The sequence below is a fragment of the Hyunsoonleella jejuensis genome (assembly GCF_900111025.1).
Classification (GTDB): Bacteria; Bacteroidota; Bacteroidia; order Flavobacteriales; family Flavobacteriaceae; genus Jejuia; species Jejuia jejuensis.
The window spans coordinates 338,442-355,984 of sequence record NZ_FOFN01000002.1; the positions used below are offsets into that span (position 1 = coordinate 338,442).

General features: G+C 31.7%; 12 protein-coding genes. 6 read left to right on the plus strand and 6 right to left on the minus strand.

The window, feature by feature from the left end:
• Nucleotide 1 precedes the first annotated feature (1 nt).
• A complete protein-coding gene (locus BMY39_RS08220; RefSeq protein WP_092578474.1) occupies nt 2-2,428 on the minus strand; it encodes a TonB-dependent receptor in 2,427 nt (808 codons plus the stop codon).
• Between the two features lie 183 nt (nt 2,429-2,611).
• On the opposite strand from BMY39_RS08220, the gene BMY39_RS08225 reads away from it, so the two are divergent.
• The 4 genes from BMY39_RS08225 to BMY39_RS08240 all read left to right on the plus strand — a co-directional run bounded on the left by BMY39_RS08225 (nt 2,612) and on the right by BMY39_RS08240 (nt 5,926).
• Nucleotides 2,612-3,811, plus strand: coding sequence for an alanine dehydrogenase (locus tag BMY39_RS08225; RefSeq protein WP_092578476.1), 1,200 nt, complete (start codon nt 2,612-2,614; stop codon nt 3,809-3,811).
• Nucleotides 3,812-3,841: 30 nt separating this feature from the next.
• On the plus strand, nt 3,842-4,204 hold the full coding sequence (locus BMY39_RS08230; RefSeq protein WP_092578478.1) for a hypothetical protein: 363 nt from the start codon (nt 3,842-3,844) through the stop codon (nt 4,202-4,204).
• Nucleotides 4,197-4,790 (plus strand): sugar transferase, encoded by a 594-nt coding sequence (locus tag BMY39_RS08235; RefSeq protein ID WP_092578479.1) that lies wholly within the window; start codon nt 4,197-4,199, stop codon nt 4,788-4,790. Before BMY39_RS08230 ends, BMY39_RS08235 begins: the two co-directional genes overlap by 8 nt.
• Before the next feature lie 71 nt (nt 4,791-4,861).
• Nucleotides 4,862-5,926 (plus strand): polysaccharide biosynthesis protein, encoded by a 1,065-nt coding sequence (locus BMY39_RS08240; RefSeq protein WP_092578480.1) that lies wholly within the window; start codon nt 4,862-4,864, stop codon nt 5,924-5,926.
• Here BMY39_RS08240 and BMY39_RS08245 read toward each other — a convergent pair.
• The gene (locus BMY39_RS08245) at nt 5,923-7,098 is read right to left on the minus strand and encodes a proline dehydrogenase family protein (RefSeq protein WP_092578482.1); all 1,176 of its coding nucleotides are present in this window, start codon (nt 7,096-7,098) and stop codon (nt 5,923-5,925) included. The genes BMY39_RS08240 and BMY39_RS08245 overlap by 4 nt on opposite strands.
• Before the next feature lie 95 nt (nt 7,099-7,193).
• Here BMY39_RS08245 and aroB point away from each other — a divergent pair, with 95 nt between their 5' ends.
• On the plus strand, nt 7,194-8,261 hold the full coding sequence (gene aroB, locus BMY39_RS08250; protein ID WP_092578484.1) for a 3-dehydroquinate synthase: 1,068 nt from the start codon (nt 7,194-7,196) through the stop codon (nt 8,259-8,261).
• Nucleotides 8,262-8,325: 64 nt separating this feature from the next.
• Here aroB and BMY39_RS08255 read toward each other — a convergent pair whose 3' ends face one another.
• Genes BMY39_RS08255 through BMY39_RS08270 form a run of 4 tightly spaced genes read right to left on the minus strand, consistent with a single transcriptional unit; the run spans nt 8,326 to nt 14,671 of the window.
• A complete protein-coding gene (locus BMY39_RS08255; protein ID WP_092578486.1) occupies nt 8,326-10,728 on the minus strand; it encodes a GumC family protein in 2,403 nt (800 codons plus the stop codon).
• Between the two features lie 3 nt (nt 10,729-10,731).
• Nucleotides 10,732-11,508: a polysaccharide biosynthesis/export family protein gene (locus BMY39_RS08260; protein WP_092578488.1), complete on the minus strand. Its 777-nt coding sequence runs from the start codon at nt 11,506-11,508 to the stop codon at nt 10,732-10,734.
• Between the two features lie 46 nt (nt 11,509-11,554).
• Entirely contained in the window at nt 11,555-13,516 is a 1,962-nt protein-coding gene (locus BMY39_RS08265; protein WP_092578490.1) for a nucleoside-diphosphate sugar epimerase/dehydratase, read from the minus strand.
• Between the two features lie 12 nt (nt 13,517-13,528).
• Nucleotides 13,529-14,671 carry a DegT/DnrJ/EryC1/StrS family aminotransferase gene (locus tag BMY39_RS08270; protein ID WP_092578492.1) on the minus strand — a complete coding sequence of 381 codons (1,143 nt, stop codon included), beginning with the start codon at nt 14,669-14,671 and terminating at the stop codon, nt 13,529-13,531.
• Nucleotides 14,672-15,252: 581 nt separating this feature from the next.
• On the opposite strand from BMY39_RS08270, the gene asnB reads away from it, so the two are divergent.
• Nucleotides 15,253-17,067: an asparagine synthase (glutamine-hydrolyzing) gene (asnB, locus tag BMY39_RS08275; protein WP_092578494.1), complete on the plus strand. Its 1,815-nt coding sequence runs from the start codon at nt 15,253-15,255 to the stop codon at nt 17,065-17,067.
• Nucleotides 17,068-17,543: the final 476 nt, after the last annotated feature.

Below are 17,543 nucleotides of genomic sequence, written 5' to 3' on the forward strand. Positions count from 1 at the left end.
ATTATTCTTGTTCTAACCTATCCCTTTCACTTAAATCAACTGTCTTTTGTTTTGCAGTTAATCTGTAATTACCAAACTTGTAATTAAATCCTAAAACAAATAGCCTATTTTCCAAATTAGTATCCACAAGCCAATCTTGGTTCAAATACTTTGTGCTTTGGGAAAAATTTCTAGTATTCAATAAATCTCTAACACCAATATTAAGAGAGGCTCTATTATCCCAAAACGTTTTGTTAAAATTAATATCTACACCTAACCTACCACTTATATCGCTAGGACCTATAAAGACAGGACTTATATAATCTATACCAATATCTGCTGTTAAACTATTATCTTTTAAAAAATTAAAATAATTTACAACATTAGCGTAAACAGACCACCTTTCGTTACTCTGAAGTTCGTTATTAGTTCCTATTGCAAAAAAATTATTTTCATAGAAAAACAAGGAAGATAATACATAAAGACTCCAATGTTTGGAAACACCTGTGTAAGTGGTAAAATCCAATCCGTAAGATTGGTTATGATCTATATTTGTAAATATGTATTTAAGCAGTCTATTTTCATTATCCTGAACAGGTAGTTCTAGAATTGGATTTTTTTCATATCTATAATACGCTTCGAAAGTATAGGTGTTATTAATTGTATAACCTAAAATAACACTATCATCAATTTCTGGAAGTAAACCAGGATCACCCGAAATAAATGAATTATCATTTTTGAAAAATTTAAACGGATTAAGCTCTCTGTATCTTGGTCTATTAATACGTTTATTGTAGCTAAAATAAATTTCGTCGTCATTTTTTAACCTATTCAACAAATAAAAAGAAGGAAATAAGTTGGTATAGTTATTTATATTGGTTTGTTGGGTAAGTTGAGACTCACCTTCGGTTTCGGTGACCTCAACCCTTAAACCAGCTTTAATGCTCCAACGTTCCCAATCCTTTTCAAAACTTGTATAAGCAGCGTAATTCTTTTCATTGTAAATAAAAACATCTGAATTATTTATGTCTTCTCGACGTACTCCATTATCAAAAATAAACTGATCTAAAATATTATCTGAATTTATACCAACTGCCTTTAGCCCAAATTCTAATAAAGATCCATCTTCTGAAGGCAGCTTATAGTCTATCTGCCCTGTCATTAATCCTATATCCTGACCTGAAAAGGTTTGAAACCTATTATCTCTAAATGATGTAGATGCATTTGGCAAGAAGTATCCTGTATCTACATTTTGAAATTCAGAAAAATCGTAATCCGTATAATGTACATCTATTGAAAGCTGCTCACCTTCTCTTTTAAACTTATGAATGTAGCCTAAAGAAAATGCTAGATTAAACTTTTCCGACACTAAATTATTGAGCGTTCTAAAAGAAGAATCTAAAACCTTGTTAGCATTAAAAACCTCTGTAAGACTATTTACTTTCTCTCTTGAATTTCTTCTTGGGGCTATTAAAGTATTGGCTGAAAAACTTAAACTATTACTATTATCGAAATCATAAATTATAGTTCCTGTGATATTTTGATTGCTCGACTCCCTGTCACGATTATAATCGGTTTCCCAAGTAGATGAAATAGCGTTGTTATCAATAAAATTAATTTCTTCTTTATTGTTTCTAAAATCTTTTCTTGGGTTGATATTGTAATTTACAAAAGCACTTAATTTTTTGGATTTAAAAAAATGACTTGTGCCTAATGAAAATTTAGGGAATTGAAATCCTTGGTTATAGTTGCCAAAAACACTACCATGATATCCAGCGATAATATTTTTACTTGTTTGTATGTTTAGAACAGCTCCACCTTCGGCATCGTACTTGGCAGGAGGATTAGTGATGACTTCAATAGACTTAATATTATTTGCAGGTGTGGCTTCCAATAGCTCCATAACTTCATCAGCCGATAGATACACCCTTCTGTCGTTTATATAGACTACTGGAGATGCGTTTTTTACAGAAATAGAACCATTACTCACAATAACTCCTGGGGTATGTTTTAATACATCTAAAACATTGGAATTAGATAACGTAGAGTTTTCTACATTAAACACAATTCTATCTACCAAACGTTTTATTGTAGGCCTTTTTGCTGTAACCACTACGCCTTCTAAAGTTTCAGTCTGTTCAGTTAAAATAATGGTTTGAAGATTTACATTTCCATTCAGATTAATTTTTGATAAAAAACTTTCATACCCCAAAAAGCTAATTCTTAAATTATACGTAGAGGGTTTTAAGTTTTCTAATTTAAAAAAACCGTTTGCGTTGGTAATTACACCTGTTTTTATATCAGTATTGGTATCATCTTCCAATACAACGTTAGCATAAATTATGGGTGCATTTTTATCATCTTTTACAATTCCTTCGATAGTGTATTGTTGAGAGAATCCAAAAAAAGAGATGAATACTAGTAAGAGAAATGTAGGTTTTATATTCATAAAATAATACAAACAAAATTAGTGCAAATAAATTAAAAATTGATGTACAAATACCACATCTAATTTTACATATATTCCTACTTTTTGGCTCAAACCAAACTTATCGACTAAATAAATTGTTTTTAAAATAATTATAAAACCCAAAAATATTTGTAATTTCAATCTCGCTAAACATAACAAATGATGTCTGAATCCTTGTCGCCATTTACCAAGCAACAATTGCTTCCTCAAGAAGAGAAACTAGAAATTTTTAAGCACAAACGTCAATTATTTATTGGCGTGCCAAAGGAAACTACATATCAAGAAAACCGAATTTGCTTAACTCCAGATGCGGTTTCTGCACTAGTTAGTAATGGCCATAGAGTACTTATTGAGGCCGGAGCAGGAAAAGGTGCCAGGTTTAGTGATAAAGACTATAGTGAGGCTGGAGCAGAAATTTCTAAAGACACAGCCAAAGTGTATTCCTGCCCAATGATATTAAAAGTAGAGCCGCCAAGTTTAGAGCAAATAAAGCTCATGAACCCACAAGCCATCTTAATTTCTGCATTACAATTAAAAACACAAACTAAAAAATACTTTGAAACCCTAGCTTCTAAACGCATCACTGCTTTGGCCTTTGAATTTATTAAAGACGAAGACGGCACCTATCCTGCAGTACGTTCTTTAAGTGAAATTGCAGGAACAGCCTCTGTATTAATAGCTTCGGAACTGTTGAGCAATGGCAAGGACAGCTCTGGTTTGATGTTAGGAAATATAAGCGGCGTACCTCCTATAGAGGTTGTAATTCTCGGCGCAGGTACTGTTGGTGAATATGCTGCACGAAGCGCCAATGGTTTAGGTGCCGGCATAAAAGTTTTTGATAATTCAATCACTAAACTAAGGCGTATACAAACTAATTTGGGCAGATCTTTATTTACTTCTACCATTCAACCAAAAAACCTACTAAAGGCATTAAAAAGATGTGATGTGGTTATAGGTGCTGTACGGGGTGTAAACAGAGCACCCATTGTGGTTTCAGAAGACATGGTTCAGCATATGAAAAAAGGAGCTGTTGTAATAGATGTGAGTATAGACATGGGAGGCTGTTTTGAAACGAGTGAAGTTACGTCTCACATTGAACCAACATTTGTGAAACATGGTGTTATACATTATTGTGTACCCAATATACCTGCGAGATACTCTAGAACTGCATCTGTTTCTATAAGTAATATTTTTACACCATATTTAATGAAAATTGCTGAAGACGGTGGTATTGAAAATTCTTTGAGATTTGATAAAGGATTAAAAAATGGATTGTACTTTTACCACGGAATTTTAACGAACAAGTCTGTTGGTGAATGGTTTAATTTAAAACATAGCGATATTAACCTGTTAGTTTTTTAAACGTACTACAGCCCAACTCAAACATTACAAATGAAACTGATCCAACGCATAGGCTACTATCTCGGTGGTTTTTCTATAGGCTTAATTATTTTAGCCTTTTTTTTAAACGGCAAAAAAACATCCTGCGCTTATGGCCCTGAGGCTCGTGTTTTAAAAAATATTAATTCAAAGCCCTTTGAATATTCAAAAGTTGATGTACACCCCTTGGATAGCCTGAAAATAAAAGCTTTACTAAAATCTGGAAGTGTAAACTTTTCAAAAAGCACACCTAGACAAACACCTTGTGGTTTATATATAGTTGAAAGCAAACTGAATAATGAAACCATGGAAATAGAAGTCGAAAATTGTGACAGTCTTGTTAAAATTTTAAACATTTCCCCTAGCAATGATTAAGCGTATATTCGACTTTATTTTTGCATCAATAGGTTTAATAATTCTCGCTCCATTACTACTTGTTTTAGCTATTTTAATTAAGCTAGACTCTAAAGGTCCTGTTTTGTTTATCCAAGAACGTGTAGGACAACATAATGTTGACTTCAATATTTATAAATTCAGAACTATGTATGTAAAGTCCCAAAAAAAAGGACTTTTAACCATTGGTGATAATGATGCAAGGGTTACGCGAATTGGCTATTATTTACGTAAGTATAAAATTGATGAATTTCCGCAACTTATCAATATTATTAAAGGCGATATGAGTTTTGTGGGACCCAGACCTGAGTTAAGATATTATGTGAATTTTTATAAGCCTGAAGACTTAGTAATCTTTAAATTAAAACCTGGTATTACTGGTTTGGCGTCATTACAATACAGAAACGAAGTAGAGTTACTTAAAAAAGCTGATAACCCAGAAGCTTATTTTATCAATACCATTATCCCAGATAAGTTGAGGTATAATAAGATGTATCTTAAACACAATGGTTTTCTTTTAGATCTAAAGCTTATATTCATTACCCTATACAAGGTAGCTGCTAAGTAATCTTAAATCTATATTTTGGAATATCCTAAAATTATTAATACTTTTCAATTACTTAAAATTGTACAACTTTAATGGATAAACACTCCTTCCGAAGAATTAAAAATTTAATAGATAATTCCGGATTGTTAAATTCTGAAGTTTCAAAACAAAAAAAACCTATAGCATACCCCTATGCTCATGAAAGAATTTTAATTACTGGTGCCGCCGGCTCTATTGGAAGTGGCTTGACAAGGCTTCTCCTAAATTCAAAGTTTGACACCCTAATTTTACTGGATAATGCCGAAACCCCGTTATTTTACCTAAAACGAGAAATCGACGATACTAAACATACAAAAGTCGTTTTAGGGGATATTAGAGATACTGATAAAATGTCTCAAATATTCAAGACCTATAAGCCAACAATAGTGTTTCATACTGCGGCCTACAAACACGTCTCCCTTGTTGAGGATAATGCATTCGAAGCGTTAAAAACCAATATTTTCGCTACTCAATCATTAGCTCAATTAGCTCTAAAACATAGTACTAAACGATTTATTTTTATATCAACGGATAAGGCTGTGAATCCAATAGGTATAATGGGCATGACCAAGTTAATTTCAGAAAGGTACTTGTCTAAATTGAATAGCAATTCCAGTGTCACAAAATTTATTTCAGCAAGATTTGGTAATGTTTTTGGCTCAAACGGCTCCGTAGTTCCCTTATTTATAGAACAACTTAAAAATGGAGAACACCTAACTATAACTCACAAAGATGCTACGCGTTTATTTATCGAGAAAAATAGAGCGTGCCACTTAATTTTAGAATTGATTAAACTTGATTTTGAAAAACACAGTAAGGTATCGTTTAATATGGGACAGCCCATTAAAATAAAAGATTTGGCTGAAGCTCTCATGGAAATTTTAAAAAAAGAAGGCGATATTAACGTCTCCGGATTATCAAAAGGAGAAAAGCTTCATGAAACTTTAATCGTAAATGATGAAAAGCTAGTTGCAACAAAGCTTGAAGATATCTTTTACATAGAGCAAAACACAAAATCCAATACTGTTCAAAATTTAGACCAATTAAATAACCTTAACCATAAAGCAAGTTATGCCGAAATAAAGGAGATGTTAGAGGAAATTTGCGATGCTTTTTAAGCTAGCTTACGTCTTTTCTTTTCCTTTTTTATAAGTGCCAATTCTCGTCCTGTTTGTCCTGCTACCGACGTGTTTTCTTCTGCACGACGTGTTAAATATGGCATAACATCTTTCACCGGTCCAAAAGGCATATACTTGGCAACGTTGTAGCCTAAATGAGCTAAATTAAAACTAATATGATCACTCATACCATATAGTTGCCCAAACCAAACCCTGGGATCATTATTCAAAATTTTGTTTTCAGCCATTAATTCCATTAGTAAATAAGAGCTCTCTTCGTTATGCGTTCCTGCGAAAATGGACATGCTATCTAAATTACTGATCATGTAATGCAATGCTGTATTAAAATTATCGTCGGTCAACTGCTTACTTTTACAAATTGGTGATTCATATTTTTTATCTTTTGCCCTATCGTTTTCCTTTTCCATGTACGCGCCTCTAACCAATTTATAGCCTAAATAATAGCCTTCGGTTTTAGCTTTGATATGCTCTTTTTCTAAAAATGCCATTCTATCGTGCCTATACATTTGCAGTGTATTGTATACGATAGGCTTTTCGGTGTTATAGGTTTTCATCATTTTTGTTACCAATCGATCTGCAGCATCTTGTATCCAGCTCTCTTCAGCATCAATTAAAACAGCCACATCATAGGCCTTAGCTTTTTTGCATACAGCATCAAACCTAGCTTCTACCCTTTTCCATTCCTCAGTTTCAGCTTCATTCAATGCTGAATTTTGATTCACCTTCTCGTATAACTTAAAGCGTCCAAAACCAGAGGGCTTGAATACTGCTATTGGTATTGCGTCAAGTGATTTTGCAAATTCTATAATATTCAAAACAGTATCGAGGGCATTGTCAAACTCTTTTTCATTCTCTTTACCTTCAACAGAATAATCCAAAACGGAACTCACTCCTTTGTCATACATATTATTTATTACAGGCAAGCAATCCTCTTCATTAACACCTCCACAAAAATGATCGAATACGGTAGACCGAATTAAACCCTCAATAGGCAAATTCGCCTTAAGTGCAAAATTAGTGGCTGCAGTTCCTATTTTTACTAATGGCTCCACTGATATCATTTTAAATAAAAAATATGCCCGTTCAAGTTGAGAATCATTTTTTAAACTAAAAGCAATCTCAGTGTTATTAAAGGTATTCCTATCAATCATTTTAATACTAATTTTTGGCAAATATAATTATACTCTAATTACCTTTTTTGTTAAAATCTACTTAATTTCGCATCAAATTAATCAGATAATTTTTCATGGATTCTATAACAGCGAACAACGGTATAATTCATTTTAACGACAAGTGCTATCCTGCTCTTAATAAACATATACACAAGAATAATTTTTCTAAAATATTTGTTCTGGTAGATAGCAACACACATGAGCATTGTTTACCTTATTTTATGTCGCATTTAGAATCTACCAGCAGTATCGAAATCATAGAAATTGAGGCCGGAGAAATCCATAAAACCATTGATACTTGCGTTGGTGTTTGGAATACCTTATCTGAATTGGATGGTGACAGGAAAAGTTTGCTTATAAATATTGGTGGAGGGGTTGTTACTGATCTTGGTGGTTTTGTGGCCTCTACCTTTAAACGAGGTATTGCCTATATAAACGTTCCAACATCGTTACTTGCTATGGTTGATGCATCAGTTGGCGGTAAAACTGGTGTGGATCTAGGCACTTTAAAAAACCAGATTGGTGTAATAAGCACTCCCGATATTGTTCTTATAGATACTAATTATTTAAATACCTTACCAAAAGAACAGATGCGGTCTGGACTCGCAGAAATGCTAAAACATGGCCTTATTAGTAATGAAACGTATTGGAATAAATTCAATAAGTTTTCTGAATTAACTTTAGAAGATTTAGATGAATTGATATATGAATCTGTTTTAATAAAGAAGGATGTCGTCGACAAAGACCCACACGAAAATGGATTAAGAAAAACGTTGAATTTTGGCCATACACTTGGTCATGCTATAGAGTCTTACTTTCTAAGTAATCCTAATAAAACTGATTTGTTACATGGTGAAGCCATTGCCATTGGCATGGTACTGGCCATATACATATCAAAAGTACTTGTGGGTTTTCCAGAAGATAAAGCAAATGATATAAAGCAGTTTATAAAAAAATATTACGGTAATATAGCATTTAAGGATAATGATTATCCTGCCATAATTGAGCTTTTAAAGTACGATAAAAAGAATTCTCATGGAAATATAAATTTTGTATTACTAGAGGATATAGGAAAAACTAAAATAGATTGCTTAGTAGATGATGCTATAATTTTAGAGGCTTTTAAGTTTTACGAAAACTAATTTAGCAATTATTATAAATATAAAAAAGCCAGTTAAAATTACTTAACTGGCTTTTTATGTTTTTTTAGGCTTTTCCAAATGAAAACCATCGTTGCTTTTTAGGCGCACCATAATAGCCGTATTTAGCACCATAACCGAAGTTTGATTGTTTCACGTCGTTAACTACAAGCATCATATTATTAAGCTTGTTCTCAGCCTGTAATTCTTTAGCAAAATTCAAAATTTTCTTTTCGGTGTGGTCTGCTCTAGTAATATAAATTGTATTTCCTGAATATTCACTTATTAATAAAGTGTCCGTTACTAACATAGCAGGAGCAGTGTCCACAACTACGTAATCATACTCAGAAGAAACTTTATCAAACAATGGTTTTATTCTCTCATTCATTAGTAATTCAGCTGGGTTCGGTGGCACTTTACCTGATAGTATAATATCTATATTAATATCATTAATACTATACCTGTTAATGGTGTCGCTTATACTAACCGATTCATTTGCTAAATACTCTGTCAATCCTACTATATCAGATCTATCCTTGTTTTTTTCTGTTTTAATTGCTGAATAAATTTGAGGGTTTCTAATGTCAGAACCTAGAAGTAATACTTTTTTACCGGTATTAGCCTTAGTAAGAGCCATGTTTAGACTTACGAAAGACTTTCCTTCACCATTAATTGTAGACGTAACGAAAACAACATTATGGTATTTCTCTGTTTTTCTATTACGATTTATATAATCAAAATTAGTTCTTATAATTCTAAATGATTCTGAAAGGATTGACCTATCATTACGTTCTATCAATCTACTACCAGAAGTACTTATTCGCGGTATCTCACCGAGTACTGGCATGATTCCTATTATTTTTTGAAGATCTTCTTTATTGTGAATTTTAGTATCCAATAACTGTTTAATATACAAAACTGCATATGGAATTCCCAAACCTATAATAAAGCAAATCAGATATACCATTATATTTTTAGGGTAGACAGGTATTTTTTCTGAATGAGCTTCATCTATTGTCCTAGCATTTGGAGAGGTCGAAATCAAAGAAATAGTAGCTTCTTCACGCTTTTGTAACAAATACAAATACAATGATTCTTTAATACCTTGTTCTCTTTGTATATCCCGTGATTTTCTCACTTGACCAGGAACAGCATATATTTTCGAGCTAATCTTAGCGGATTGATTTTCTAAACTTCTAATTTGTAGACCTACAGTTTGCGCAGCATTATCCAAACTTTGGCTAAGTCCGCTTTTTAAGCTATTTAATTGTTCATCCAAATTTATGATGAGTGGATTTTTCTCACTCGAACTTTTTAAAAGCCTGTTACGTTCATTTAGCAAATCATTATATTTCGAAGCAGTAGCATTAATTCCTGCATCAGACAAACCTACATTGGCTGGTATAGGATTAAACGAATCATCCATAATCTGACTTTTCATATAATTGATTTTGCTGTATTCTGTACGACTGGCAGCCAATTGTTGTTCAGTTTGCGCGTTATTCTTTAAATATAGGTCAGCTTCGGAAGTAATATTTGTTAATTTATTACCAGTTTTAAAACGTTCAATTTCATTATCAACATTTGATAAATCAGTAGCAATTAAATCAATTCGCTTATTTATAAACTCAGCTGTATTGTTAGACCTTATGTTTTTTTCTTCAATTGAAGTTCTATTATATTCATCAACCAATGTATTAATTATTGCAATAGCCTTTGCCCAAGAGTAATCGTCTAAAGATAAGTTTACTACTTTAGACCCTTCAACTGCAGGAGAAACCCTAATAGTATTTTTATAGTATTCTGCTATTTTATCTAAGGTGCTTATTTTTACAAAAATCACTTCATTTATTAGGAAGGATATATCTTCAACGTTTGGCGTTATCAAAATATCCCCTACAGGAGTGGTGATGTTTTTTCCGAATACAGCTTTTTTAGTTATTTCTTCGGCACCTGGATCAGGAAAGTATTTAAAATCAAATGTATTCTCAGAAGTGAAAAGTAAACTAAATTCGAAATCGGACTCATATATCAAAGAATCAGAAGCAATAAAATTAATCCTTATTGGAGCTTCTGAATGTGGGAAAAACTCAGAATCATGAAGTCTACCCTTCGAAAATATTTGTACATTTAGATCTAGATTTTTTACCACTTCTTTCATCAATTTCCTTGATTTAATGACTTCTATTTCGTCATCAATCAACTCTTTTTCAACACTTGATATTTTGCTAAGATCCTGTAGTATGGCATCTGCAGGACTAGAAACATTCTTATCGTCCATCAACATAATCTTACCATAAGCATTATATTTAGGGGTAGCATATCTTAAATAAAAGAAGCCGATCACTAAAAAGGTAATGCAACTTAAAGCAAACCACTTCCATTGCCTTGTATAGATACTAAATTTGCTTTTAAGATCTAATCTTTCAGTATTAGTTTTGAATTTTCTATTAGTTGAATTTGAAGTCATAAATTAATTTCTTGTTACAAATATCAATGCTGTAGTAAGAATAAATGAAGAAATACTAATTATCGTTCCAATTCTACTATCTCCTGAAGCATTACTGATTGCCGAGTTATTGGGTTCTACGTAAACAACATCGTTTTGGGTTAAATAATATACTGGAGAATTAAACAACTCTTTGTTAGTTAAATCAACTCTTGTATACGTTTTAGTCCCATTAAAATCCCTTATTACCAATACATTTTCACGCTTTCCCTTAATAGTTAGGTCTCCAGCTAATGCAATCGCTTCAGGGAGTGTAATTCTAACTCCAGAAACATCATATCTCCCCGGCGAATTAACTTCTCCCAAAACAGATACTCTATAATTCAATATTCTTATGTTTATTATTGGATCCTTAAGGTATTCTGTGAGTTTTTCCTTAAACAACTCTCTAGTTTCTTCTATACTTAGCCCTAAAATTTTAACTTTCCCCAATACTGGAAAGTCAATGTTTCCATCTATATCCACTAAGTAGTCAATAAGTCTAGCATTTGTATTAGGTCCAGCAGTTTCAAATAAGTTAAATGGTGTCACTGCTTCCATATCATAAGTTGATATATAGATACTGACTACGTCGTTAACTTTAAATTTGGGAGCAAAAGTTTCTGTATCTACTATAGTTTCAAAATTTTTAGCGTTTTGAAAATATATCACCTCACTTTTAGAAGCACAAGAGAATAAACAAATCGTAATAGTAATATATACTATGCAAAGTCTTATCTTAACAAAATAATTGCTATACATTCTTTAATAAATTTGGGGTTGAATTTATGTTTTTTTTAATTAAAATCTATTTCACAGATTTAAAAACTTTAGAATCTTTTGAGTTAGTTTCTGTTATGCCTTTGGCTTTTTTATAAATTTTAACTCTTGTATCAAATTTTTCGTATTCAGAATTGTTTGATTTATACTCTGGTATCAAACTCTTCATTTTCATTACAATGTTATTGTTTTGAAAACGGTTCGTTATACAAAGCTCTTCTATCTGAGCTTTTACAGTGGTATAATCTAATTCTCTTGTCTTACTTATCATTATTTTTTTATGATAAGTCGATAACGTATTTTCTCCATTGGCAAGTAATTCTTCATAAAGTTTCTCACCTGGACGTAAACCTGTAATCTTTATATCAATATCTTCAGGATACCTTAATCCAGACAGTTTAATCATATTTTTAGCCAAGTCGAAAATTTTAACTGACTCTCCCATATCAAAAATAAATATTTCACCTCCTTTACCCATCGTTCCAGCTTCCAATACTAATTGGGATGCCTCGGGAATAGTCATGAAATATCTAGTAATATCTTGATGAGTCACCGTTAAAGCACTTCCTGCTTCAATTTGTTTCTTGAATAATGGGATTACAGAACCATTTGATCCTAAAACATTACCAAAGCGCGTTGTAATAAATTTCGTTTTACTTTCCTTTTGGAGACAACTTATGTACATTTCGGCCATTCTCTTTGTAGCGCCCATAACACTAGTTGGATTCACTGCTTTATCGGTTGAGACGAAAACAAACTTCTTAACATTATAACGTGATGCTGTATCTGCTAGTAATTTTGTTCCATTAACATTTATTTTTATGGCTTCATAAGGAGATTTTTCCATTAAAGGCACATGCTTATAAGCAGCAGCATGAAAGACCATTGTTGGGTTGTGTGTTTGGAAAATAGAATCTACCCTTAAACCATCTCTAATATCAGCAACAATCGCTGAATAATTATACTTCCCTGCTCTTTTTAAATCTTGCTGTACATCATACAATGCAGATTCAGCCTGATCTACAAGAATTAACTCCTTTAAATTGAAATTTGATAGTTGCTTTACCAACTCACTTCCAATAGATCCAGCAGCTCCGGTAACCAAAACGGTCTCTCCATTAAATTCATTTAAAAGATTTGGATTATCAATACTAATTTGAGGCCTTCCTAATAAATCTTCAATCTCAAATTGCTTAATTTGATTGCTATTGAATTCACCGTTAATCCAATCTTCAATAGGTGGTACCTTTTTTATTTTAATATCAAAATCAATTAAATTGTCCACCATATTAATGAGCTTACTCGTATCTATCGTTTGAGCAGCCACAATAATCTCATGAATATTATTATATTTTACAAAGTCTTCATTTACATCTTCTAAAGATAAAATCTTAATACCATTAATTAACTTGCCTTTTTTCTTAGGATCATCATCAATAAAGAATAACGTATTGTAATTGGTTTTAGTATTGTTTATTAATGCATTGTATGTAACTATACCGGAATCTCCAGCCCCATATATCATAACATTCCTAGTGCTCGTTAGTTTACATTTTAAGTGGTTATACACAATCTTAAACAGTAGCCTACATCCCGATAAGGCTACAAAACTAATTAAAGCATGAAATACAATTATAGATTTTGGTATTGTAAATTCTGGGATAATATTTGTAATTGCATTAATGAGTACAGAAAGTGTTGTTAAAAATGCCATTAAGGCTACTGCTTTAAACACATTTACTACATCGGTAAAACCGGTATGTCTAATTACACTTTTAAATGAACCTACAAGTAAAAAACTTACTGAAGCTATACATAATAGCAATGGCGCTTGAATTAAAAATTGGTTTAAATCAAAATTTAATGTAAAATTAAATCTTACAAAATATGCCATAAATAAAGCAAACAGTACTATAGCTAAATCTATTGCAAAAACCAACCATCTTGAGGCAAACTTTTGTGAATAAAAAGAAAAGTAATTTTTAATCATAAGTGAGGGGTTTTAGGTTAATCTAGTTGTATTGAGGGTTTTTGTAATAATCTTTAAAATTCTATTTAAATCGTCCTTTGTTAAATTTGAACCACTTGGTAAGCAAAGTCCTTTCTCAAATAATTCTTCGGATGTTCCATTAGTAAAATGCAAAAAATCTTTAAATAAAGGCTGCATGTGCATTGGTTTCCACAATGGTCGAGATTCAATATCTTCTTCTAACAATTTCAATCTTAGTGCTTCCCTTAATTCAAATGACTCTGTCTTAACACAAGTCAACCATCTATTAGAAAAGTAACCCTTAGGTTCTTTTAAAAATTCAATTTGCTCAAAACGTTCTAAATTCTTTTTATAAAATTCAAAGTTTTGTCTTCTTGCCGCTACCCTATCATCAAGTACTTGCATTTGTCCTCTACCAATACCTGCAACCACATTACTCATTCTGTAATTAAAACCAATTTTGGAATGTTCATAATGCGGTGCATCATCTCGAGCTTGGGTAGCCAAATGAACTGCTTTATGTTTTATTTCTGCGCTCTTAGTAATCAAAGCACCTCCTCCAGAAGTTGTAATAATTTTATTACCGTTAAACGATAGAATTCCAAAGTCTCCCAAAGTCCCGCAAGGCCTACCCATATAACTACTGCCAAGAGCCTCAGCACTATCTTCAATTACAGGAATATCATATTTCTCGGCTATTGCATTAATCTCATTTGCTTTATAAGGCATACCATAAAGATGAACAGCAATAATAGCTTTTGGCTTTTTGTGTTTTTGAATTCTATCTCGAATGGCAATTTCTAATAATTCTGGACAAATATTCCATGTATCTTTTTCACTATCAATAAATACAGGAGTAGCTCCCTGATACATAATGGGATTAGCTGATGCAGAAAACGTAAAACTTTGACATAATACCTCATCTCCAATTGAAACTCCCAATAAAACTAGGGCCAGATGGATCGCAGAGGTTCCTGAACTTAAAACAGCTACTTCATGCTCACTGCCTAAATACTCAGATATAGCTTCCTCAAAACCACTAACATTAGGGCCCAAAGGCGCTATCCAATTTGTATTGAACGCTTCTTCAACAAAATGCTTTTCTGCACCTCCCATATGAGGCGATGATAAATATATTTTTGTTTTTGTCAACATGTTATAATTAATCCACTTATAAAAGCAATTAAAATAAAAGTATTTATTAATGAAATCCCCCAATAAAGAAGAAAACAAAATCAATAACTAATATTCAAAATTTTCAAAATTGATTTAAAGCTGTAAATAATAAATGGCCTACCACATAAGAGAGGGATTTAGATAAACCAGTAGAACAACAACTCAATTAAATCAAAACTCTGCTATTAATCAATTTAATCTTGTATTGCGCTGTAAATTTAGTAATAGTTTCAGTGCAAAAGGCTTAGAGACGACATATTTCGCTAAAAACATATTTAAAATCGGTTAAATACACAGCGGTTAATTTTTATGGATAATCTTTGCATGTTATCGACATGTCTTTGGCAGCCATAGAATCAAATTCTTAATCAAGAAAAACTTTATTTTTTTGTTCATAAGATTTTGAACACAATAGCTACATAAAGAATTGAAAAATAAATTTTTCAACATAACAGGTATGAAGAAGCACCATATCTTAACTTTTACTCCCTTCATAGAATTTTTAGTTTTTATATTGTTTATATAAAAATTATATAGTTGATTTACACAAAAAACAAGGCATGTGCGGTATATATTTAACAAATATTCCATTTGAGGAAACTATTGTAAAGGAAAAACTAGACTCCATCTCGTTTAGAGGTCCTGATTACACTGGGATAAAAAAGATTAACAATCTTACTCTAGGCCATCTTAGACTATCAATATTAGATTTAGATTCCAGATCTCACCAACCAATGGCTTACAAAGGTTTAGAAATAGTTTTTAATGGTGAGATATACAATTATAAAGATGTAAAAAAGGAACTTATAAATAAAGGCTATAGCTTTTCTACGGAAAGCGATACGGAAGTTCTCTTAATAGGCTTTAAAGAGTGGGGAGAAGAAATTCTCAAGAAAATAAATGGGATGTTTGCCTTTTCCATTTATGATCCTGTAAAAAATGAAATATTCTCAGCGAGAGATCGACTAGGTGTTAAACCTTTTTATTATTACTGGAAAGACAACGAATTTGAGATTTGTAGTCAGATTAGACCACTTTTAAAAAACAAAAGTATAAATGATGAAGCAGTATCAATATTTTTAGATTGCAAGTTTATACCTAGCCCATATACAATTGCAAAAGATATTTACAAGCTCCCTCCAGGAAATTCTATGAAAATAAACTTGAACAACAATACTTATGAAATAAATGAATATTGGAATTTAAAAGAGGTAGAAATAAAGAATATATCTTACACCGAAGCCAAAGCACAACTACACGATTTATTAATAGATGCAGTAAAAATAAGACTTCAATCAGATGTGCCAATAGGATCTTTTTTGTCTGGAGGAATAGATTCTGCTTTAGTCTCAAGTATAGCTGCTAAAGTGTCAGAGAAACCTATAAATACATTTTCTATTGGGTTTGATGACCCAAAATATGACGAGAGTAAAATAGCCGAACAATACGCGGATATAATTGGTTCCAAACACAAAACAACAATTTGTAGTTCTGATGATGTTTTAAAATTAATCCCCAAACTAGTTGAAGTTTATGATGAACCATTTGCGGATAGTTCTGCGCTCCCCTCATTGTTATTAAACTCCGTTACAAAACAACACGTTACCGTAGCGTTATCTGGAGATGGTGGGGATGAGAGTTTTATGGGTTATGACCATTTTGATTCGCTCATAAAGAATAAATTTATTATAGATATTCCTTACTCAATACGAAAAGCCTTATCAAGTAAATTTATTTTAAATATGATTGGCCAAAATACATATAGAGTTAAAAATGCTTTGACTACAAAAACAAGAAATGATTTTATTGAAAATATATTCTCCAGAAAAGGGTTTTTATTAAAAAAGAAAAACCAAGATTACATGAAGCACTACCAGGGCTATAAAAAATGGTCTAATAACTTTTTGCAAAAAGCAGCGGATTTAAACATTAAACTTTGGTTAGAAAATGATAGTAATGCTAAAGTAGACCGTGCAAGTATGGCCTATTCAGTTGAGGTAAGAAGCCCTTTTTTAGATTATCGAGTTATTGAGTTTGCACGATCATTACCAATGTCTTTTCGTTATGAAAAAGGGAGGCAAAAAAAAATATTAAGAGATATCTTAAAAGAATATATACCTGAAGAGGTTTTTACGCAACCTAAAAAAGGTTTTGCAGTACCGATTGGCAATTGGATGAGACATGAGTTGAGAGAAGAGTTTATTTCTGCCTTAAATGATGATTTTTTAAATAAAGTACCGAACTTGAATATTTCTAAATTTAAAACTATTTTGAGTGAACACATGAGTGAAAAATATGACCATACCGAAAATATTTGGAAAGTTTATGTTTTAAGCAAGTGGTATAAAGAATTTGGGTTCATTGATTCTATATAAATCCTATGCCTTTTTTTATTCTTAGTTGATTTTAACAATTGCGAATCTACTAACTGAATATAATATATAAACTTATGGGATAAAAGATTTAAATTTTATAAGGAATACTTTATTTTGCTGTAAATTACAAATTGAATAAACCTATATAGGAGCGTTTTATTAATTAATATTTCTCAAAATTCGTTAATAAGACTAATTTTCGATGTCTTTTTGAAGTCCTTATTTGTTTGTAACTTTTTAAATGTTAATTCAAATTCAATTAACCTAATTTCTTATTTTTAAGATTGTCGACCTTTAAAAGCTTTTATAATGGTATAATTATAGGGTTTGAATGAACTACTTTAAAAACCTTTTAATCTGTGAATAGATTTAATTAACTGTGCTAGACTGTTGAATTTAAAAATCTTCATATTATCAATTCTTCGAATTAAATAGAGTTTTTTTCTTACTATTATTGTTGCTTTCCAACTAATGTC